We start from the raw sequence: 21,103 nt of genomic DNA, 5'->3' as shown, positions 1-21,103 counted from the left end.
ATGCCCGAGCGGTACCTCGTCCCCGACGACCTCGCCGCGAACGGGCTGGAGTTCGTCCCCGACGGCCTCGTCGCGGCCATCGGCCCCGACCGCACGGTCCGGTTCATGAACAGCAGCGCGGCTCGCATCACCGGCCTCCCCGCGGCCGAGGTCATCGGCCGCGACGTCGTCGAGGCGCTGCCGCTGCAGGACCTCGGCGGCGACTCCTGGTGGGAGCTCACCGACCCGTGGCACGGGCTCGAGACCCGCTCGGGGCACCGCGAGCGGCTGCTCGTCCTCCCGTCCGGCCGTGAGCTGCTCGTCACCGCCCGGTACAACCGGCGCTCGCGCGGCGGCCCGGTCGTCTCGGTCGTGCTCGGCCTGCGCGACGCCGAGGGCCGGCGCCGGGCCGAGCAGGAGTCGGCCGCGCTGCTCACCTCCGTCGCCCACGAGCTGCGCTCGCCGCTCACCGGCGTCAAGGGGTTCTCCAGCACCCTCCTGCGCAACTGGGACCGCTTCACCGACGACCAGAAGCGGCTGATGCTCGAGACGATCGAGGCCGACGCCGACCGGGTGACCCGGTTGATCACCGAGCTGCTCGACACCTCCCGGATCGGCACCGGACGGCTCACCGTCCACGCCCAGCCGGTGCCGGTGCTGCCCCGCCTCGACGGCCAGGTCGAGCGCCGCGTCGCGGCCGGCGCCGAGCGCGAGCAGTTCGAGGTGCACGTCGAGGACGGCGTGGAGGTCGTGTGGGCCGACCCGGACCGCCTCGAGCAGGTGCTGACCAACCTCGTGGACAACGCCCTGCGGCACGGGCGCGGCAAGGTGCGGATCGCGGCCGAGCGCTCGCGCTGGGACGGCCCGGCGGCGGTCGACGTCGTCGTGAGCGACGACGGCGACGGCATCGCCCCGCAGCACCGCGAGCTCGTCTTCTCACGGTTCTGGCAGGCCGGGGCCAAGCACGGCACGGGCCTCGGGCTCTACCTCGTGCGGGGCCTCGTCGAGGCGCACGGGGGAGAGGTCGTCGTCGAGGACGCACCCGGAGGCGGTGCACGCCTCCGGGCCACGTTCCCCGACGTCGGCTAGCGGGTCAGCGCGCCGCGCCCTCGGTCAACGGCTCCTCGACGACGGCCTTGTCCTCGTCCGGGGCGCCCGGGACCGGGTCACCACCGCCGGCGCGGACCCGCTCCTCGATCCGCTTGCCGGTCTCCTCGTCGACGTTCCTCCAGTAGACGAACGCGCGCTCGAGGACGTCCTCGCGCACCCCGCCGAGGGCCCCGGCGACGGTCTCGACGAAGCGGTCGCGCTGGGCGTCGTCGAACACGTCCCGGACGAGCATCCCGGGCTGGGTCCAGTCGTCGTCCTCGGCGTGGAGGACGTAGGCCTGCCGGACCATCTCGCCGTCGGCCTCCCAGCCCTCGGCGACCGGCCCCTGGAAGGTCGAGTGCCCGCGGCCCATGCTGTTCGGGATGTACGTGGGGCCGCCCGTGACCTCGTAGTTCATCGCCCCGTCGAAGACGAGGTGGTTGGCCCGCTCCTCGACCTCCGGCAGGGGCCGGTTGACCGGCAGCTGGTGGGCGTTGGTCCCCACCCGGGCCCGGTGCGCGTCGGCGTACGAGAAGACGCGGGCCAGCAGCATCTTGTCCGGGGAGAACCCGATCCCCGGGACGATGTTGCTCGGCGCGAACGCGGCCTGCTCGATCTGGGCGAAGTGGTTGACCGGGTTCTCGTTGAGCTCGAAGGTGCCGACCTCGATCAGCGGGTAGTCCGAGTGCGGCCACACCTTGGTGAGGTCGAACGGGTTGAACCGGTAGTCCTTGGCGTCCGCGTAGGGCATCGCCTGGATGAACAGCGTCCAGCGCGGGTGGTCGCCACGCTCGATCGCCTCGAAGAGGTCGCGGCGGTGGAAGTCGGAGTCGGCACCGGAGATGCGCTCCGCCTCCTCGTTGGTGAGGTTCTCGACGCCCTGCTCGGTGTGGAAGTGGAACTTCACCCAGTGCTTCTCGCCGGCCTCGTTGCTCATGAGATAGGTGTGCGAGCCGTAGCCGTTCATGTGCCGCCACGAGCGGGGCAGGCCGCGGTCGCCCATGAGGTAGGTGACCTGGTGGGCCGACTCGGGGGAGTTGGTCCAGAAGTCCCACTGCATCGTGCCGTCGCGCAGGCCGGAGTCGGCCAGCCGCTTCTGGCTGCGGATGAAGTGCGGGAACTTCATCGGGTCGCGGAGGAAGAACACCGGGGTGTTGTTCCCGACGAGGTCCCAGTTGCCGTCCTCGGTGTAGAAGCGCACCGAGAACCCGCGCACGTCGCGCCAGGTGTCGGGGGAGCCGAGCTCGCCGGCCACCGTCGAGAAGCGGGCGAGGGTGCGCACGCTCGACCCCGGCCGGAAGACGGCGGCCTTCGTGTAGCGGGTGATGTCGTGGGTGACGGTGAAGGTGCCGAACGCCCCGGAGCCCTTGGCGTGCGGCTTGCGCTCGGGGATGTTCTCGCGGTTGAAGTGCGCCAGGGTGTCGAGCAGGTGCACGTCGTGGAGCATCAGCGGCCCGTTCGGCGACAGGCTGAGGCTGTGCTCGTCGCTCTCGGCGCGGGCACCGTTGGCCATCGTCGACCCGGTGGGGGTGCCGAGGTCCTCGGGGTGGGCGTACGGGTCGGTCGTCATCGCGTCTCCTTCGCTCGTGGTCCCCCGTCCCGACCACCCTCGCACCGTGTCTGGAACGAGTCAAGAGAACGGTCTTCCGCGGGGGTCCGTCGAGGGTCCGGCGCTCGGATGGCGGGAGTGCCGTCCCGATGCGAGAGTGTGCGGGTGACGACGGTGACCCTGGCGCCGTACCGGCGGGTCCTCTCCCGGCCGTCGCTGCGCCGCACCCTGGTCCTCGGGTCGGTCTCGCGGGTCGCCATGTTCGGGACGCCGGTCATCGTCGCCCTCCACGTCGTGACGACCCTCGGCCAGGGGTACGCCCGGGCGGGCCTCGTCGGCGCGTTCGTCACCATCGCCATCGCCGTCGGCGGGCCCTGGCGCGGCCGGCTCCTCGACCGGCACGGGCTGCGGGCGGTCGTCGGGCCCTCCGTCCTCGTCTCCGGCGCGTGCTGGCTCACCGCGCCGTTCGTCGGCTACTGGGCGCTCGTCGCCCTCGCGACGGTGGCCGGCATCTTCGTCGTCCCGGTCTCCTCGATCCTGCGGCAGGCGGTCGTCGCGGCGGTCCCCGCGGAGGACCGTCGCACCGCGCTCTCGCTCGACTCCGCGGTCATGGAGCTGACCTTCATGGTGGCCCCCGCGCTCGCGGTGTGGTGGGCGGCGCAGGGCTCGACGACGTGGGTCCTCTTCTCCGTGCAGGCCTTCGGGCTCGGCGCAGGCCTCCTGCTGTGGCTCGTCGACCCGCCGCTGCGGCACGACTCCGACCCGGACCACCCCCACGACGCGCACCGCTCGCGCTGGCTGCGCGGTCCGTTCCTCGGGGTGATCGCGATGGTCGTCGCGACCGCGGTCATCCTCGCCGGGTCCGACCTCGGGTTCGTCGCGACGAGCCGCGACCTCGGTGCGGTCCGGTCGCTGAGCCTCGTCATCGTGCTGTGGGGGCTCGGGTCGCTCGTCGGCGGCCTTGCGTACGGTGCGCTGTCGCGCGAGGTCCCGGCCCGCTGGCTGCTGCTCGCCCTCGCGCTCGTCACCGCGCCGATGGCGTTCGTCACGACGGTGCACCAGCTCGCCGCCCTCGCGCTGCTCGCCGGACTGCTCTGTGCGCCGACCATCACGGCGACCGTCGACGAGGCGCTCCAGCTCGTCCCGCCGGACGCCCGGGGCGAGGCGATGGGATGGCACGCCTCGGCCCTGACCGCGGGTGGTGCCGTCGGTGCACCGCTCGCCGGGTTCGTCGCCGACCACCAGGGCGGGCCCTCCGGCTTCCTCGCCGTCGCCGCCGTCGGGGCGGCGGTCGTGCTCGTCGTCGTCGCCCTGCGGCCGCGCCGGCGCCCCCCGAGCCCGGCCGAGGCGCTGCGCGAGGCCCAGTCCGCGCCCCGGTGACCCGCGCGGGTACGCTGTGCCGGGTGACCCCCGCTCCGCGCCGATTTACCGGGCCCTCGGGCCCGGGGTCGCGCGCGTCCTGAGCGCGAGCACCCCGCACCCGGCCGCCCCGGCCGGGTGCCCCACGCCCGGGGGCCGAACCCCGTCCCGCCCCCGGCGCGCCGCTCCCTAGACTCGGGCGCGCCCTCCCGAGAACCGACGTGGAAGCAGACGATGTCCGGACCCAACACCAGCTACGACCCCGTCGAGGTCGCCGCGCTCGACCCCGAGGCCGTCGACGCAGCCGTCGCGGCCGCGCTCGCCGCCGCCTCCGCGGCGACCACCCTCGAGGACCTCAAGGCCGCCCGCGGCGCGCACCAGGGGGACAAGAGCCCGCTCGCCCTCGCCAACCGCGAGATCGGCGCCCTGCCGCCGAGCGCCAAGGCCGAGGCCGGCAAGCGCGTCGGGCAGGCGCGTGGTCGGGTCGGCCAGGCCTTCGCCGCCCGGCAGGCCGAGCTCGAGGCCGAGCGCGACGAGCGCATCCTCGTCGAGGAGGCGGTCGACGTCACGCTGCCGACCGGCCGCCGCCCGCTCGGCCGGCGCCACCCCATCGAGCTGATGAGCCAGCGGATCGCCGACCTCTTCGTCGGGATGGGCTGGGAGGTTGCCGAGGGGCCCGAGGTCGAGGCGGAGTGGTTCAACTTCGACGCCCTGAACTTCGACGCCGACCACCCGGCGCGCCAGATGCAGGACACCTTCTACGTCGACCCGCCGGACGGCGGCCTCGTCCTGCGCACCCACACCTCGCCGGTGCAGGCGCGCACGCTGCTCGAGCGCGGCGTGCCGGTCTACGTCGCCGCGATCGGCCGGGTCTTCCGCACCGACGAGCTCGACGCCACGCACATGCCGGCGTTCCACCAGGTCGAGGGCCTCGCCGTCGACGAGGGCATCACGATGGCCCACCTCAAGGGCACCCTCGACCGGCTGGCCGCCGAGCTGTTCGGCGAGGGCATCACGACCCGGCTGCGCCCCTCGTTCTTCCCGTTCACCGAGCCGAGCGCCGAGATGGACCTGCGCTGCTTCGTGTGCCGCGGCGAGGACCCCGACTGCCGCACGTGCAAGGGCACCGGTTGGATCGAGTGGGGCGGGTGCGGGATGGTCAACCGCAACGTGCTGCTCGCCTGCGGCGTCGACCCCGAGCGCTACACCGGGTTCGCGTTCGGGATGGGGGTCGACCGCGCGCTGATGTTCCGCACGGGCGTCAGCGACATGCGCGACATGATCGAGGGTGACGTGCGCTTCGACGCGCAGTTCGGGATGGAGATCTGATGCGGGTACCGGTCGACTGGCTGCGCGAGTACGTCGCGGTCCCGCCGGACGCGAGCGGCCTCGACATCGCCGCGTCCCTCGTCTCGGTCGGGCTCGAGGAGGAGGGCCTGCACGGCGGTGGCGTCAGGGGCCCCCTCGTGGTCGGGCGCGTGTTGACGCTCGAGAAGGAGCCGCAGAAGAACGGGAGGACGATCAACTGGTGCTCGGTCGACGTCGGCGACGCGAACGGCACCGGCGAGCCGCAGGGGATCGTCTGCGGGGCGCACAACTTCGTCGAGGGCGACCTCGTCGTCGTCATCCTCCCGGGCGGGGTCCTCCCGACCCCGCAGGGCCCGCTCGAGGTGTCCGCGCGCAAGACCTACGGGCACGTCTCGGCCGGGATGATCTGCTCCGAGCGCGAGCTCGGGCTCGGCGACGACCACGACGGCATCATCGTGCTCACCCGGCGGTTCGCCGACGACCCCGACGCCCTCGCCCGGTGCGTCCCGGGGGCGGATGCACTCACGCTGCTCGGGCTCGACCGGGAGACGGTCGAGGTCAACGTCACCCCGGACCGCGGCTACTGCTTCTCGGTGCGCGGCGTGGCCCGCGAGTACGGGCACGCCACCGGCGCGGTGTTCACCGACCCGGTGGCCGACCTCGCGACGCGGGTTCCCCCGCCGAGCGCGAGCGGGTACCCCGTCGAGCTCGACGACGACGCACCGATCCGTGGCCGGGCCGGGTGCGACCGGTTCGCCGCCCGCGTGGTCCGCGGCCTCGACGTCACGGCGCCCACCCCGGGGTGGATGCGCACCCGCCTCACCGAGGCCGGGATGCGCCCCATCTCGCTCGCCGTCGACGTGACGAACTACGTGATGCTGGGGCTCGGCCAGCCGCTGCACGCCTACGACCTCGCGACCCTCGGCGAGCGCATCGTCGTGCGCCGGGCCCGGCGTGGGGAGCGGCTGACGACGCTCGACGACGTCGACCGCGCGCTCGACCCGGAGGACCTGCTCATCACCGACGGCGGCGAGACCCCGATCGGCCTCGCGGGGGTCATGGGGGGCGCGAGCACGGAGATCTCCGCGACGACCACCGACGTCCTCCTCGAGGCGGCGCACTTCGACCCCGTGACCGTCGCCCGGACGGCACGGCGCCACCGGCTGCCGTCGGAGGCCTCGCGTCGCTTCGAGCGCGGTGTCGACCCGCAGCTCGCGCCGGCCGCGCTCCAGCTCGCCGTCGAGCTGCTCGTCGAGTACGGCGGGGCCACGGCCGGGGACGAGGTCACCGACGCCGGGTCCGTGCTGCCGCCGCAGCCGATCACCACGGACCTGGCCTTCCCCTCCCGCATCGTCGGGGTCGAGTACGACGGCCCCACGGTCGTCGGCGTGCTCGAGGCGATCGGCTGCGAGGTCCTCGTGGACGGCACGTCGCTCGTCGCGACGCCGCCCTCCTGGCGCCCGGACCTCACGACCGCCGAGGACCTCGTCGAGGAGGTCGCCCGCATCCACGGCTACGACCGCATCCCGTCGGTGCTGCCGACGCCGCCCGGCGGGTCCGGGCTGACCCACGCCCAGCGCGTGCGCCGCACGGTCGCCGACCTCCTGGCGGCCCAGGGGCTCTTCGAGGTCTGGGGCGCACCGTTCGTCGGCGAGGACCGCTGGGCCGACCTCGGGCTCGACGTCGCGGCCGAGCGCGCGCGGACCGTGCGGATCGCCAACCCGCTCTCCGACGAGCAGCCGTGGATGCGCACGAGCCTCGTGTCGACGATGGTGGACGCCCTGCGCCGCAACGTCTCCCGCGGCGCGAAGGACGTCGGCCTCTTCGAGCTCGGCCTCGTGACGTCGAGGGCGGGGCCGCAACGCTCCGCACCGACCGAGGACGTCGGGGTGCGGCCCGACGAGGCGACCCTCGCCGCCGTCCGCGACGCCGTGCCGCCCCAGCCGCGGCACGTCGGACTGCTCCTGACCGGCGACCGCGACCGCGCCGGCTGGTGGGGCGCCGGGCGGCGGGCCGAGGTCTTCGACGTCCTCGAGCTCGTCGAGGCCCTGGCCGAGGCCCTCGCGGTGGAGGTCGTCGTCACCGCCGACGCCGTGCTGCCGTGGCACCCCGGCCGCTGCGCCCGGGTCTCGCTGGCCGACGGCACGGTCCTCGGCCACGTCGGTGAGCTGCACCCGAAGGTCGTCGCGGCCCTCGGCCTCCCGGCCCGCACGGTGGGCGGCGAGCTCGACCTCGACGCCCTGACCCGGGCCGCCGACCGCACGGTCACCGCCCGCACCCTCGCCACGTACCCGATGGCGCAGAGCGACGTCGCGCTCGTCGTCGACCGGTCGGTGCCGGCGGCGCAGGTGCGCGCGGCGCTCGTGGCGGGCGGCGGCGACCTGCTCGAGGAGGTCCGCCTCTTCGACGTCTACGAGGGCGACCAGGTCGGGGAGGGGCACCGCTCCCTCGCCTACCGGCTCACCTTCCGCAGCCCGGAGCGGACGATGACGACCGAGGAGGTGTCCGCGCTGCGTGACGCCGCGGTCGCCGAGGCCGCCCGGGCCCTCGGAGCGGTGCAGCGGGCGTGAGCGACCTGCTCGACGAGCCGGTCGACGACGACGGCGACGTGACCCCCGAGCCCGACACCGAGGAGGTGGCCGGGCGCGGGGGTCACCTCGTGGCCGTCGTCACCGGCGCGTCACGGGGCATCGGCCGGTACGTCGCCGACGCCCTCGAGGACGCCGGCTGGGTCGTCGAGCGCGGGTCGTCGGCCGTCGCCCCGGTCACCGACCGCGACGCGCTCGCGGCGTGGGTCGCCGACGTCGTCGAGCGCCAGGGCCGCATCGACCTGCTGGTCAACAACGCCGGGGTGATCGACGCCGAGGTCGACCTCTTCGCGTCCGACCCCGACGAGTGGTGGCACACCGTCGAGGTCGACGTCCTCGGCCCGTACCTCATGACCTGGCTCGTGGCACCGCACCTGCTGGCGGGCGGTGGTGGCCGGGTCGTCAACCTCAACTCGGGGGCCGGCCGGCGGGCCGGCGCCGAGGCCAGTGCGTACAACGTCAGCAAGACCGCGCTGGCGCGCATCACGGGCTCGACCCACCTCGCCGGCTGGGACCGCGGCATCCGGGCCTTCGACCTCATGCCCGGGGTGGTCCGCACCGACATGACCGAGGCGATGGAGGCGCACGCGGACCGCACCGAGTGGACCGCGCCCGAGGAGGTCATCGCGCTCGTCCTGGCGCTGGCCTCGGGCGACCTCGACGTCTTCTCCGGCCGGTTCGTCCGGGCCGGCATCGACACCCCGGAGTCGCTGCGGGCCATGGCCGACCGCGGCCTCGAGCCGGGGGAGCGGATGCTCGACCTCGTCCTGCGCGAGGACGACCCGCTCGCCTGACGACCGGACGGCGTGTGCATGGAGTTGTGAACTCCTGTATGGTCATGCACATGACGACACGGGTCGCCGTCGCGGGCGCGAGCGGGTACGCCGGAGGTGAGGTCCTCCGGCTGCTGCTCGGGCACCCGGAGCTCGAGGTCGGCGCGGTCACGGCGTCGGCGAGCGCGGGGCAGCGGCTCGGCGACGTCCACCCCCACCTCACGCCGCTCGCCGACCGGGTCCTCGAGGAGACGACCCCGCAGGTCCTCGCGGGCCACGACGCCGTCGTCCTGGCCCTCCCGCACGGCCTGTCGGCCGCCCTCGCCGCGACCCTCCCCGCCGAGGTCGTCGTCGTCGACTGCGGAGCCGACTTCCGGCTCCGCGACGCCGACGCCTGGACCGCCTTCTACGACACGCCGCACGCCGGCTCGTGGCCCTACGGGATGCCCGAGCTGCCGACGGCCGACGGGCCGCAGCGGGCGGCGCTCGCCGGCGCCACCCGCGTCGCCGTCCCGGGCTGCTACCCCACGGCGGTCTCCCTGGCCCTCGCCCCCGGGCTCGTGGCCGGCGTCGTCGAGGCCGAGGACGTCACCGTCGTCGCCGCCTCCGGCACCTCGGGGGCCGGCCGGAGCCTCAAGCCCCACCTGCTCGGGGCCGAGGTGATGGGGTCGATGTCGCCCTACGGCGTCGGCGGCGTGCACCGGCACACCCCGGAGATCGAGCAGAACCTCTCGGCCTGTGGTGCGGGGGCGGTCACGGTCTCCTTCACCCCGACCCTCGCCCCGATGCCCCGCGGCATCCTCGCCACCTGCACCGCGCGGGTCGTGCCGGGCACGACCGCCGCCCAGGTCCGGGCCGCCTGGGCCGATGCCTACGCCGACGAGCCGTTCGTCCACCTCCTGCCGGAGGGGCGCTGGCCGAGCACGGCGAGCGTCCTCGGCAGCAACTGCGTGCACCTCCAGGTCGTCCTCGACGAGCGGGTCGGGCGGGTCGTCGCCGTCGCGGCGGTCGACAACCTCACGAAGGGGACGGCCGGTGCGGCGGTCCAGTGCCTCAACCTCGCCCTCGGGCTGCCGGAGACGACCGGTCTGCCGCTCGCGGGGGTGGCGCCGTGAGTGCGATGCCGCTGCACCTCATGGAGCACCCGGAGGACGTCTCGGTCGTCCGACTGCCGAGCGGCGAGGAGCCGGCGTTCGACTGGACGACCGGTCCGCTCGCCTCGCTGACCCGCACCGCCGAGGAGACCTCGGTCATCTGCGCCACGGCGTCCGTGCCGCGCGGCGCCCGCACCGAGGGACCGTTCCGGGCGGTCGAGGTGGCCGGGCCGCTGGACTTCTCGGCCGTCGGGGTCTTCGCTGAGATCCTCGCGCCGCTCGTCGACGCCGGCATCTCGGTGCTCGGTCTCTCGACGTTCGACACCGACTGGGTCCTCGTGCCCGCCGAGCGCACCGCGGACGCCTCGCAGGCCTGGCGGCGCGCCGGCTTCGTCATCACCCCCACCTCGCTCTCCGGAGGACGCTGATGTCGGTCACCTCACCGCGCGGGTTCCGCGCCGCGGGCGTCGTCGCGGGGCTCAAGGCCTCCGGCCGGCCGGACCTCGCCCTCGTGGTCAACGACGGGCCCGACCACCACGCCGCCGCGGTCTTCACGAGCAACCGGGTGCAGGCCGCACCGGTCACCTGGTCGCGCCAGGTCGTGGCCGACGGGCGGGCCGACGCCGTCGTCCTCAACAGCGGGGGCGCGAACGCCTGCACCGGCGCGCCGGGGTTCCTCGACACCCACCGCACCGCCGAGCACGTCGCCGACGTCCTCGGCGTGGCCGCCGGCGACGTCGTCGTCTGCTCGACCGGGCTCATCGGCGAGCGCCTGCCGATGGACCGCCTGCTCGCCGGGGTCGACGCCGCCGCCGGACGGCTGGCCGGGGACGGGGGACCGGCCGCGGCCGAGGCCATCCTCACGACCGACACGGTGGCCAAGACCGCGCACGCCGACGGCGACGGCTGGTCGGTCGGCGGGATGGCCAAGGGCGCCGGGATGCTCGCGCCGGCGCTCGCGACCATGCTCGTCGTCGTGACGACCGACGCCGTCGTCGACCCGGCCCGGCTGGACGCCGTGCTCCGCGAGGCGACGCGCACGACGTTCGACCGGGTCGACTCCGACGGGTGCATGTCGACCAACGACACCGTCGTCCTCCTCGCCTCCGGGGCCTCCGGGGTCGAGGTCGGCGAGGCCGAGCTCGGTCGCGCGGTGACGGCCGTCTGCGCCGACCTCGCCCGGATGCTCGTCGCCGACGCCGAGGGCGCGCACCACGACATCGCCGTCGAGGTCCGCTCGGCCGCCTCGGAGGACGACGCGCTCGAGGTGGCCCGGGCCGTCGCCCGCAACAACCTCTTCAAGTGCGCGGTCTTCGGCAACGACCCCAACTGGGGCCGGGTGCTCGCCGCGGTCGGCACGACCGGCGCCGCCTTCGACCCGGCGGCGCTCGACGTCTCGATGAACGGGGTGCAGGTCGCTCGCGCGGGCGGCGTCGGCGAGGACCGCTCGCTCGTCGACCTCTCGGCCCGTGAGGTGCGGGTCGTCGTCGAGCTCCACGCCGGGGCGGCCACCGCGACGGTCTGGACCAACGACCTGACCCACGACTACGTCCACGAGAACTCCGCCTACTCCACCTGAGGACCGGACGATGACCCCACCGCAGCACCAGGCGCTCCGCGGCGCGATCGACGCCGCGGCGCTGCGCGTCGCGCAGTCCAAGGCGACGACGCTCGTCGAGGCCCTGCCGTGGCTCGAGCGCTTCCGCGGCGCCCTCGTCGTCGTCAAGTACGGCGGGAACGCGATGACCGACGACACCCTCAAGGCCGCGTTCGCCCAGGACGTCGTCTTCCTCCGGTACGCGGGCCTGCGCCCGGTCGTCGTCCACGGCGGCGGCCCGCAGATCAAGGGGATGCTCGACCGGCTGGGTCTCGAGTCGGAGTTCCGCGGCGGGTTGCGCGTCACGACGCCCGAGGTGATGGACGTCGTGCGGATGGTGCTCACCGGCTCGGTGGGGCGCGAGCTCGTCGGGCTGCTCAACCAGCACGGACCGGTCGCCGTCGGCCTGTCCGGCGAGGACGCCGGCCTCTTCGGGGCCCGCCGGCGCGGGGTGACCGTCGACGGCGAGGAGCACGACCTCGGACTCGTCGGCGACGTCGTCGAGGTCGACCCGGGGGCCGTCCTCGACCTGCTCGACGCCGGCCGGATCCCCGTCGTCTCGACCGTCGCCCCCGACCTCGACGAGGACGGGCAGGTGCTCAACGTCAACGCCGACACCGCCGCGGCCGCGCTCGCCGTCGCCCTCGGCGCGCGCAAGCTCGTCGTCCTCACCGACGTCGAGGGCGTCTACGCCGACTGGCCGGACCGCGGGTCGCTGCTGTCCGAGCTGCGCGTCACCGCCGCCCGCGAGCTGCTGACCCGCGTCGACGCCGGGATGATCCCCAAGCTCGAGGCGTGCATCCGGGCGGTCGAGCACGGCGTGCCGCAGGCGCACGTCGTCGACGGCCGTCAGCCGCACAGCCTGCTCCTCGAGGTGTTCACCTCCGAGGGCATCGGCACGATGGTCCTGCCGGACCGGGAGGAGGGTGAGGATGCCTGAGCCGCAGCCCGCTCCGCTCACCGACGAGTACCTCGGCCGCTACGAGTCCGCACTCGTGCAGGTCTTCGGGCGTCCGCAGCTCGTGCTCGAGCACGGCGACGGCGCGTGGGTCTGGGACGTCGACGGCCGCCGCTACCTCGACCTCGTCGGCGGCCTCGCGGTCAACGCGTTGGGGCACAACCACCCTGCGCTCGTGGCGGCCGTGTCCAAGCAGGCCGGCCAGCTCGTCCACGTCTCGAACTTCTACACGTCGGTGCCGCAGGTCGAGCTGGCCGAGCGCATCCTCGGCATCGCCGACGCACCCCGGGGCTCGGCGGTCTTCTTCTGCAACAGCGGGGCCGAGGCGGTCGAGGCCGCCGTCAAGCTGGCCCGGCGCACCGGCCGCACCGGCATCGTCGCCGCCGAGGGCGCCTTCCACGGCCGGACGACGGGGGCGCTCGCGCTGACCCACAAGCCGGCCTACCGCGCACCGTTCGAGCCGCTGCTGCCGGGCGTCGTCCACGTCCCGTGGGGCGACGTCGCGGCCCTCGAGGCGGCGGTCGGCCCGGACACCTCGGCGGTCGTCCTCGAGCCGATCCAGGGCGAGGGCGGGGTCGTCCCCGCCGCTTCCGGCTTCCTCCGGGCCGCGCGCCGGGTCACGACACAGGCCGGGGCCCTGCTGGTCCTCGACGAGATCCAGACCGGCATCGGGCGCACCGGGTCGTGGTTCGCCTGGCAGCAGGCGGGGGTCGTCCCGGACGCGATGACCCTGGCCAAGGGCCTCGGCGGCGGCATCCCGATCGGGGCCCTCGTCACCTTCGGCCCGGAGGTCTCCCGGATGCTCACCGCCGGCCAGCACGGGTCGACGTTCGGCGGCAACCCGCTGGCCTGTGCGGCCGGTCTCGCGGTCCTCGGCACCATCGAGAACGAGGGCCTGCTCGAGCACGTCCGGGTGATGGGCGAGCACCTCGAGCGGCGCGTCCTCGCGCTCGGCGACCCCCGCGTCACCGGCGTCCGGGGGGCCGGGCTCCTGCGGGCGGTCACGCTCACGGGGGACTGGGCCCCGGCCGTCGCCGCGCACGGGCGCGAGGCGGGCCTCATCCTCAACCCGGTGGCCCCGGACGCGATCCGGCTCGCGCCCCCCCTCGTCGTCACCGCCGACCAGCTCGACCTGTTCGTCGACGCCCTCCCCGGGCTGCTCGACCTCGCCACCGAGGAGACCCGATGACCCTGCGCCACTTCCTCCGCGACGACGACCTGTCGCCGGCCGAGCAGGCGGCGGTGCTCGACCGGGCGCTCGCGCTCAAGGCCGCCCCGTTCGCCGACCGGTGCCTCGAGGGCCCCCGGACGGTCTCGATCCTCTTCGACAAGCCCACCCTGCGCACCCAGGTGTCCTTCGTCGGCGCCGTGGCCGGTCTCGGCGGCTTCCCGATGGTCGTCGACGGGCGGCTCGCCGGCGTCGGCGTCCGGGAGTCGGTCGCCGACGTCGCCCGCATCCTCGGGCCCCAGTCGGCCGCCGTCGTCTGGCGGACCTTCGCCCAGTCGGCGCTCGAGGAGATGGCCGAGTTCGCGGGGGTGCCGGTCGTCAACGCCCTGACCGACGACTTCCACCCGTGCCAGGTCCTCGCCGACCTGCTGACCGTCCGCGAGGCCCTCGGCGACCTCGCCGGGCGCACCCTCGCCTACGTCGGCGACGGCGCGAACAACATGGCGCACTCGTACCTGCTGGGCTGCGCCACGGCCGGCCTGCACGTGCGCATCGGCACGCCGACCACGCACCCGCCGAAGGACGAGTACGTCGCGCGGGCCGAGGAGCTGGCGGCCGGCACCGGCGGCTCGGTGCTCGTCACCGACGACCCGCTCGCCGCGGTCCACGGCGCGGACGTCGTCGTCACCGACACCTGGGTCTCGATGGGGCAGGAGGCCGAGCTCGCCGAACGCAAGGGCGAGGGCAGCCCCTTCACGAAGTACGCGGTCGACGAGGACCTCATGGCCCATGCGGGCCCCGACGCGGTCTTCCTGCACTGCCTCCCGGCGTACCGGGGGTACGAGGTGACCGAGGAGGTCATCGACGGCCCGCGCTCGCTGGTCTGGCAGGAGGCGGAGAACCGGCTGCACGCGCAGAAGGCACTGCTCTCCTGGCTCGTCGAGCAGGCGGCGGGGGAGTCCCGATGACCGTCTCGACCTCGCGGGCCGCCCGCCAGCAGCGGATCACCGAGATCCTCCAGGCCACGCCGGTCCGCAGCCAGACCGAGCTGCTCGACCTGCTCGCCGCCGACGGCATCGAGGTGACCCAGGCGACCCTCTCCCGCGACCTCGTCGACGTCGGGGCCGAGCGGGTCCGGGTGGGCAAGTCGCTCGTCTACGCGGTGCCGGGGGAGGGCGGCGACCGCACGGTGCGCCCCGCCCCGGACGAGGAGGAGCGCACGACGCGGCTCGCCGCGCGCTGCCAGGAGCTGCTCGTCTCGGCCGAGCACTCGGCCAACCTCGTCGTCCTGCGCACCCCGCCTGGAGCGGCCAACTTCCTCGCCTCGGCCATCGACCACACCTCCGTCGAGGGGGTGCTCGGGACGATCGCCGGCGACGACACCATCATGGTCATCACGTCCGGTGCCGCCCGCAGCCGCGAGGTGGTCGACCGGCTCCTGTCGTACACCCGGAAGGACACCCCGTGACCGAGCCCGCAGGCCGGCCCGCCGTCAGCCTCTGGGGCGGACGGTTCGCCGGCGGTCCGGCCGACGCGCTGGCCGCCCTCTCGAAGTCGACGCACTTCGACTGGCGGCTGGCGCCCCACGACCTCGCCGGGTCCCGGGCCCACGCCCGCGTGCTGCACCGCGCGGGCCTCCTCGACGACGCGACGCTGGCGGCGATGCTCGACGGCCTCGAGCGGCTGCGCGCCGACGTCGAGTCCGGGGCCTTCCTGCCGGCCGACGGCGACGAGGACGTGCACACGGCGCTGGAGCGGGGGCTCATCGAGCGCGCGGGCGCGGACGTCGGCGGGCGGATCCGTGCCGGGCGCTCGCGCAACGACCAGGTCGCCACCCTCTTCCGGATGTACCTGCGCGAGCACGCGCGGGTCGTCGGTGGGCTGGTCCTCGACGTCGTCGACGCGCTCGCGGCCCAGGCCCGCAGCCACCTCGGTGTGCCGATGCCCGGACGCACACACCTGCAGCACGCCCAGCCGGTGCTGCTCTCGCACCACCTCCTGGCGCACGCCTGGGCGCTGCTGCGCGACGTCGACCGGCTGCGCGACTGGGACGCCCGGACCTCCCTGTCCCCGTACGGGTCCGGTGCTCTGGCCGGCTCCTCGCTGGGCCTCGACCCGGAGGCCGTCGCCGCCGACCTCGGCTTCGCCGGCGCGGTCGAGAACTCGATCGACGGCACGGCCTCGCGCGACTTCGTCGCCGAGCTGTCCTTCGTCCTCGCGATGACCGCCGTCGACGTCTCCCGGCTCGCCGAGGAGGTCGTCCTCTGGGCGACGAAGGAGTTCTCGTTCGTCACGCTCGACGACGCCTACTCGACCGGGTCGAGCATCATGCCGCAGAAGAAGAACCCCGACGTCGCCGAGCTCGCGCGGGGCAAGGCGGGCCGGCTCGTCGGCGACCTCGCCGGGCTGCTCACGACGCTCAAGGCGCTGCCGCTCGCCTACAACCGCGACCTCCAGGAGGACAAGGAACCGGTCTTCGACGCCGTCGACACCCTCGAGGTGCTGCTGCCGGCGTTCTCCGGGATGGTCGCCACGCTGGTCTTCCACACCGACCGGATGGCCGCGCTCGCGCCGCAGGGCTTCTCGCTCGCCACCGACGTCGCGGAGTGGCTGGTCCGCGAGGGCGTGCCGTTCCGGGTCGCCCACGAGGTCGCCGGCGCGTGCGTCCGGGCCTGCGAGGAGCGCGGCATCGAGCTGTGGGACCTCACCGACGACGACCTGCGCGACATCTCCGAGCACCTGACGCCGGGGGTGCGCGAGGTCCTCTCCGTCGAGGGGTCGCTCGCCTCGCGGTCGGGCAAGGGCGGCACCGCACCGGTGCGGGTCGCCGAGCAGCTCGACCGGGTGGTGGCCCTCGCGCTCGAGGCGCGCGGCTGGGTGGCCGACGTCCCCGAGGCGCGCTGACCGCGTGCCGGTCCACCCGTTCGCGGAGGTGCTCGCCGGGGACGTCCTCGAGGCGGCCCCGGCCCTGCTCGGGGCGCGCCTGACGCACGGCGGTGTGACCATCCGGCTCACCGAGGTCGAGGCGTACGCCGGTGCGGCGGACCCCGGTTCGCACGCCTTCCGGGGCCGCACCCCACGGACCGCCGTGATGTTCGGCCCGGCCGGCCGGCTCTACGTGTACTTCACCTACGGGATGCACTTCTGCGCCAACGTGGTCTGCGGTCCGGAGGGCGAGGCGTCGGCGGTCCTCCTGCGTGCCGGTGAGGTGGTCGAGGGGCGGGAGGTCGCCTCCGGTCGCAGAGCCGGTGTGCGCGAGCGCGACTGGGCACGGGGACCGGCCCGCCTCGCGGTGACCCTCGGCCTCGGACGGGACGAGAACGGTCTCGATCTGCTGAACCCGACGACCGACGGGGTGCTCGGGGTCGGCGAGCCGCCGGACCCCGGGCGCATCCGCACCGGCCCACGGGTCGGCGTGAGTGGTGACGGCGGTGACGGGGCCCGCTTCCCGTGGCGGTTCTGGCTGGACGGCGAACCGTCGGTCAGCGCGTACCGGCCGGCCGTCCGGCGCCGACGCGGCTGAGCCCGAGCAGCCGGTCGCGGGCGCGGTGGCCACGGTCGGCGAGGGCGAACCTCATGAGCTGCCCCGACGCGACCCGCGCGACCTGGGTGGGCGGGAGCCGGCGGGCCTCCCAGCGGGCGGGCGAACGGCCGGCCCGCAGCGTCGCGCCGAGCGAGACCGCGTCCAGCAGCGCGTCGCAGGCGCCCCGACCGAGGTTCGGGGTCATGCCGTGCGCGGCGTCCCCGACGACGACGAAGCGTCCGCGCACGTAGCGGCGCAGCGGCGGCGTGACCCACAACCGCGTCGCCGAGGCCCCGCCGCGTTCGCCCAGGGCCTCGTGGACGACCGGTGCGGCGCCGGCGAACGCCGCCCGGGCCTCGGCGATCACCTCGTCGGCGTCGAGGGGCTCCGGCCCGAGCGCGCTCGCGTGCGTCGTGAACCAGTACGCGCCGTCCGCCGAGGGGACGAGGCCGAAGAGGAGACCCGGGCCCCAGTACTCCCCGGCGGCGCCGGGCGACGGTGGACGGTCGAGATGCCCCCGGAGGGCGACCCACGGGGTCTCGAGGCGCTCGCCCGCCCGGGGGGCGACGAGGGCCCGGACCCGGCTGCGCACCCCGTCGGCACCGATGACGAGGTCGGCGTCCAGGTCCGCCGGGTCGGTGACCTCGTCCTCGACGACTCGCACGGACGCGGGCAGGGCCGCCGACAACGCCGACAGCAGCGCCGGCCGTGGCACGGCGAGCAGGTCTGCCGTGTGCTCGCGGGTCAGGGCGCGCCCGTCGATGGTGTGCAGCGCCGCGGGCCCGACCGGCAGCCCCGCCCGGGTGACCGCCTCGAGCGCCCCGAGGCCGGCCAGCGCCCGGCGGGCGGACGGCCAGAGCGCCAGCGAGGTGCCGTACCCCGCCCGCTCGGGCTGCGCCTCGTGCACGACGACCTCCAGTGGGGAGCCCGAGGCCGAGGCGGCCCCGGCGACCGCGAGGCCGGCGACGCCGCCACCGACCACGGCGACGCGGCGCACGGGTCGACGAGGCACGCGACCCACTGTCCCAGACGCGCTCAGGCGTCGTCGGCGAGGAGCTCGCCGAGGGTCCGGCGCATGACGTCGGCCAGCGGGTGACGTCGCGGCGTGTAGTAGAGGATGCCGCCCAGCGCCTGCTCGAGGGCAGTGGCGCGGGCGCGGGTCCACGTCGCGTCGTCGGGCGCGAGCAGGACGCGGAACCGGCGGCGGGCCCGGGGGCCGCGGACCGCGCCACGGTCGACATCACCGGGCAGGGGGCCCTCGGCGCCCCGAGCCACCGGTCGGCCCGGTCGAGCACACCGGCGAGGGGACCGCCGCGCTGGCCCGGGTCGCGGTCCGGGACGCCGTCGGGCGTCGTCAGCGCGCGCAGCGCGAGGACGGCGGCCGCCACGTCCTCCGCGAAGGCGTCGCCGCGCGGGTCGGCCACGTGCGCCCGAGCGGCCCAGCCGTCCTCACCCACGAGCCAGCCGAGGACGGCCCACCCGTGCGGGTACCCGCTCCCCGGGCCGCCGACGTGCTCGACGCGCGGCACCGGGACCGGGAGGGCGCCCTCGAGCCGGGGCAGGAGGCACACCTCGCGGGCCAGGCTGGCGGCCGCTCCCGGGCGGCGGGGGAGCCGGAGCACGAGATCCTCCCCGAGGCGGTACAGGGCGTGGTCGGTTCCCGTCGTGGCGAGTGGACGCAGCCGTCGACCGGCGAGGTCGGGGCGTTCGCTCCGCAGGAGGGACCGCGCGACGGGCTCGCTCGTGTCCGGCTCGTCGTCGTGGATCGCCCTCACCCGCCCATCCCATCCGGTGGCGGTGCCCGCGTCCACCGGATTGCGCCGTGGCAGGCTGGGCCCGGCCGGTGCCCGCCGGCGACCGGAGACCGGAAGGACCCAGCACCGTGACGCACATCCTCGACGAGCTGCAGTGGCGAGGACTGGTGGCGCAGACCACCGACGAGTCCGCGCTGCGCACCGCACTCGCCGACGGGCCGGTCACGGCGTACTGCGGCTTCGACCCCACGGCGCCGTCCCTCCACTTCGGCAACCTCGTGCAGCTCGTCGTCCTGCGCCACCTCCAGCGCGCCGGTCACCGGGTCATCTGCCTCGTCGGCGGCTCCACCGGACTCATCGGGGACCCGCGCCCGACCTCGGAGCGGGTGCTCAAGACCAAGGAGCAGACCGCCGAGTGGGTCGCCCGCATCGAGGACCAGGTGCGCCCGTTCCTCGAGACCGGCGGGGAGAACCCGGCGGTGTTCGTCAACAACCTCGACTGGACCGAGGGGCTGTCGGCGCTCGACTTCCTGCGCGACGTCGGCAAGCACTTCCGGGTCAACCAGATGGTCAAGAAGGACGCCATCGCGGCCCGGCTGAACAGCGACGAGGGGATCTCGTACACCGAGTTCAGCTACCAGCTGCTCCAGGGGCTCGACTACCTCGAGCTCTTCCGCCAGTACGGCTGCACGTTGCAGACGGGCGGCAGCGACCAGTGGGGCAACCTCGTCGCCGGCGCCGACCTCATCCACCGCGCGGAGGGACGCTCGGTGCACCTGCTGACCACACCGCTGCTCACCGACAGCTCGGGGGAGAAGTTCGGCAAGAGCGCGGGGAACGCCATCTGGCTGTCGGCCGACATGACGAGCCCGTACGCCTTCTACCAGTACTGGCTCAACGTCGAGGACGCCTCGGTGGTCACACTCCTCAAGGTCTTCACCGACCGCGGGCCCGACGAGGTGGCGGACCTGGAGCGGCAGGTCGCCGAGGAGCCGTGGAAGCGCGCGGCCCAGCGGGTCCTCGCCGAGGACGTCACGACGCTCGTCCACGGGGCACCGGCGACGGCGGCGGCGCAGGCGGCGAGCGAGGCGCTCTTCGGGAAGGGCGACCTGCGGGCCCTCGACGGCCCGACGCTGCGGGACGCCGCCGCCGAGCTGCCGAGCGGCGCCGTCCACCCCGGGATGTCCATCGTCGACGCGCTCGTCGCGGTCGGCCTCGCCGACTCCCGCAACGCCGCCCGCCGCACCGTGGGGGAGGGCGGGGCCTCCGTCAACGGCGTGAAGGTCTCCGACGCGGAGGCCGTCCTCACCCCCGCGGACGTGCTCGACGGCGGGGTGGTCGTGCTCCGGCGTGGTCGGAAGAACCTCGCCGCGGGGCTCGTGGAGCCTGCCTGACCGACGGTTCGAGCACCCGCGTGAACGAAACCCGCTGCCCGGCAGCGGGTTTCGTCGTGTGGGGTGGTGCGACCCCCGGCACCGGGGGAGCCGATTTGTGTTCTGCGCGGAGAGTCCTCTAATGTTCTCGACGTCAGCCCGAGAGGGAGGAACGGACACCAAGCGGCAGGGCCGAACAGCCCCGCACCAAGCAGGCCGGTCCCACGAGCTGACTCCCACTCCCGAGGGTTCGCCCCGGACGCGCACAGCGCCCGGAGCCGCCGGTTGGAGGAAGCGCTCGAGAGGGTGCTAGAGTGGGACCACCGCGAAGATCCAAGCGCGATCGAAGCCGGCCGCTCCAAGAGCGGGTCACGGATTTGACGCCCAAGCAGAACCGCGGGTAAGTTTGAACAGTTGCTTCCAGGTGACTGGGAGAACACACGGAGTAGCCCCGACGACGAGCTCGCTGAGCGAAGCGTTGGTGCGCGTCCGAACCTTGAGAACTCAACAGCGTGTCAAAAATCGATGCCAATTACCTCGTCGCATCGTATGCCGAACCGGCCATCAGGTCGGGGACGCGGACCGATGCACGAAATATCCTTTGGTTGACAACGAACAACAGCGAGAGCTGGTTGTTCGTGCTCAGCCAGTGAAACAACCCTCCAAGGGTAACGATTTCTCGGCTCTGCCGAGAGTCACACATCAACGGAGAGTTTGATCCTGGCTCAGGACGAACGCTGGCGGCGTGCTTAACACATGCAAGTCGAACGGTGACCCTCGGAGCTTGCTCCGAGGTGATCAGTGGCGAACGGGTGAGTAACACGTGAGTAACCTGCCCCAGACTCTGGAATAACCCCGGGAAACCGGAGCTAATACCGGATACGAGACGGAGAGGCATCTCTACCGTCTGGAAAGTTTTTCGGTCTGGGATGGACTCGCGGCCTATCAGCTTGTTGGTGAGGTAACGGCTCACCAAGGCGACGACGGGTAG

Annotated in this window: 18 protein-coding genes and 1 rRNA gene; 16 read left to right on the top strand and 3 right to left on the bottom strand. The window is 74.3% G+C overall.

Features of this window, described 5'->3' with window-relative positions; genetic code table 11:
* Complete coding sequence (locus PKA89_RS12825) at positions 1-1,068, top strand: ATP-binding protein (protein ID WP_324420029.1); 1,068 nt, start codon at positions 1-3, stop codon at positions 1,066-1,068.
* 4 nt (positions 1,069-1,072) lie between these two features.
* On the opposite strand, the gene PKA89_RS12820 is transcribed toward PKA89_RS12825, so the two are convergent.
* Entirely contained in the window at positions 1,073-2,638 is a 1,566-nt protein-coding gene (locus PKA89_RS12820) for a catalase (protein ID WP_324420027.1), read from the bottom strand.
* A gap of 144 nt (positions 2,639-2,782) precedes the next feature.
* Between PKA89_RS12820 and PKA89_RS12815 the strand changes: the two genes are divergently transcribed.
* From PKA89_RS12815 to PKA89_RS12755, 13 genes are all read left to right on the top strand, one after another.
* Complete coding sequence (locus tag PKA89_RS12815; RefSeq protein WP_324420025.1) at positions 2,783-3,997, top strand: MFS transporter; 1,215 nt, start codon at positions 2,783-2,785, stop codon at positions 3,995-3,997.
* A 213-nt stretch (positions 3,998-4,210) separates the two neighbouring features.
* A complete protein-coding gene (gene pheS / locus PKA89_RS12810) occupies positions 4,211-5,305 on the top strand; it encodes a phenylalanine--tRNA ligase subunit alpha (RefSeq protein WP_324420023.1) in 1,095 nt (364 codons plus the stop codon).
* Entirely contained in the window at positions 5,305-7,854 is a 2,550-nt protein-coding gene (pheT, locus tag PKA89_RS12805; RefSeq protein WP_324420021.1) for a phenylalanine--tRNA ligase subunit beta, read from the top strand. Before pheS ends, pheT begins: the two co-directional genes overlap by 1 nt.
* Complete coding sequence (locus PKA89_RS12800; RefSeq protein ID WP_324420019.1) at positions 7,851-8,666, top strand: SDR family oxidoreductase; 816 nt, start codon at positions 7,851-7,853, stop codon at positions 8,664-8,666. Before pheT ends, PKA89_RS12800 begins: the two co-directional genes overlap by 4 nt.
* A gap of 44 nt (positions 8,667-8,710) precedes the next feature.
* Entirely contained in the window at positions 8,711-9,760 is a 1,050-nt protein-coding gene (argC, locus tag PKA89_RS12795) for an N-acetyl-gamma-glutamyl-phosphate reductase (protein WP_324420018.1), read from the top strand.
* Between the two features lie 5 nt (positions 9,761-9,765).
* Entirely contained in the window at positions 9,766-10,167 is a 402-nt protein-coding gene (locus tag PKA89_RS12790) for an ACT domain-containing protein (RefSeq protein WP_324420113.1), read from the top strand.
* Positions 10,167-11,318, top strand: a complete 1,152-nt coding sequence (gene argJ / locus PKA89_RS12785; protein ID WP_324420016.1) for a bifunctional glutamate N-acetyltransferase/amino-acid acetyltransferase ArgJ — start codon at positions 10,167-10,169, stop codon at positions 11,316-11,318. The genes PKA89_RS12790 and argJ overlap by 1 nt, the downstream gene beginning before the upstream one ends.
* Before the next feature lie 10 nt (positions 11,319-11,328).
* Positions 11,329-12,276 carry an acetylglutamate kinase gene (gene argB / locus PKA89_RS12780; RefSeq protein WP_324420014.1) on the top strand — a complete coding sequence of 316 codons (948 nt, stop codon included), beginning with the start codon at positions 11,329-11,331 and terminating at the stop codon, positions 12,274-12,276.
* Positions 12,269-13,483: an acetylornithine transaminase gene (locus PKA89_RS12775; RefSeq protein WP_324420012.1), complete on the top strand. Its 1,215-nt coding sequence runs from the start codon at positions 12,269-12,271 to the stop codon at positions 13,481-13,483. The genes argB and PKA89_RS12775 overlap by 8 nt, the downstream gene beginning before the upstream one ends.
* Positions 13,480-14,430 carry an ornithine carbamoyltransferase gene (gene argF, locus PKA89_RS12770; RefSeq protein WP_324420010.1) on the top strand — a complete coding sequence of 317 codons (951 nt, stop codon included), beginning with the start codon at positions 13,480-13,482 and terminating at the stop codon, positions 14,428-14,430. Before PKA89_RS12775 ends, argF begins: the two co-directional genes overlap by 4 nt.
* Positions 14,427-14,930, top strand: a complete 504-nt coding sequence (gene argR / locus PKA89_RS12765; protein ID WP_324420008.1) for an arginine repressor — start codon at positions 14,427-14,429, stop codon at positions 14,928-14,930. Before argF ends, argR begins: the two co-directional genes overlap by 4 nt.
* Positions 14,927-16,366 carry an argininosuccinate lyase gene (gene argH / locus PKA89_RS12760; RefSeq protein WP_324420006.1) on the top strand — a complete coding sequence of 480 codons (1,440 nt, stop codon included), beginning with the start codon at positions 14,927-14,929 and terminating at the stop codon, positions 16,364-16,366. Before argR ends, argH begins: the two co-directional genes overlap by 4 nt.
* 4 nt (positions 16,367-16,370) lie before the next feature.
* Positions 16,371-16,985: a DNA-3-methyladenine glycosylase gene (locus PKA89_RS12755; protein WP_324420004.1), complete on the top strand. Its 615-nt coding sequence runs from the start codon at positions 16,371-16,373 to the stop codon at positions 16,983-16,985.
* Here PKA89_RS12755 and PKA89_RS12750 read toward each other — a convergent pair.
* Both PKA89_RS12750 and PKA89_RS12745 read right to left on the bottom strand, forming a co-directional pair.
* On the bottom strand, positions 16,945-17,997 hold the full coding sequence (locus PKA89_RS12750; RefSeq protein ID WP_324420003.1) for an NAD(P)/FAD-dependent oxidoreductase: 1,053 nt from the start codon (positions 17,995-17,997) through the stop codon (positions 16,945-16,947). The genes PKA89_RS12755 and PKA89_RS12750 overlap by 41 nt on opposite strands.
* Positions 17,998-18,020: 23 nt before the next feature.
* Positions 18,021-18,260, bottom strand: a complete 240-nt coding sequence (locus PKA89_RS12745; protein ID WP_324420001.1) for a hypothetical protein — start codon at positions 18,258-18,260, stop codon at positions 18,021-18,023.
* Between the two features lie 607 nt (positions 18,261-18,867).
* On the opposite strand from PKA89_RS12745, the gene tyrS reads away from it, so the two are divergent.
* Complete coding sequence (gene tyrS / locus PKA89_RS12740; RefSeq protein ID WP_324419999.1) at positions 18,868-20,133, top strand: tyrosine--tRNA ligase; 1,266 nt, start codon at positions 18,868-18,870, stop codon at positions 20,131-20,133.
* A gap of 681 nt (positions 20,134-20,814) precedes the next feature.
* A 16S ribosomal RNA gene (locus PKA89_RS12735) occupies positions 20,815-21,103 on the top strand; the annotation flags it as partial.

This window comes from Phycicoccus sp., from assembly GCF_035325325.1.
In the GTDB taxonomy this organism is placed as follows: Bacteria; Actinomycetota; Actinomycetes; order Actinomycetales; family Dermatophilaceae; genus Phycicoccus.
Note: the sequence above shows the minus strand (reverse complement) of the source record. Positions and strands in the feature narration are given on the sequence as shown.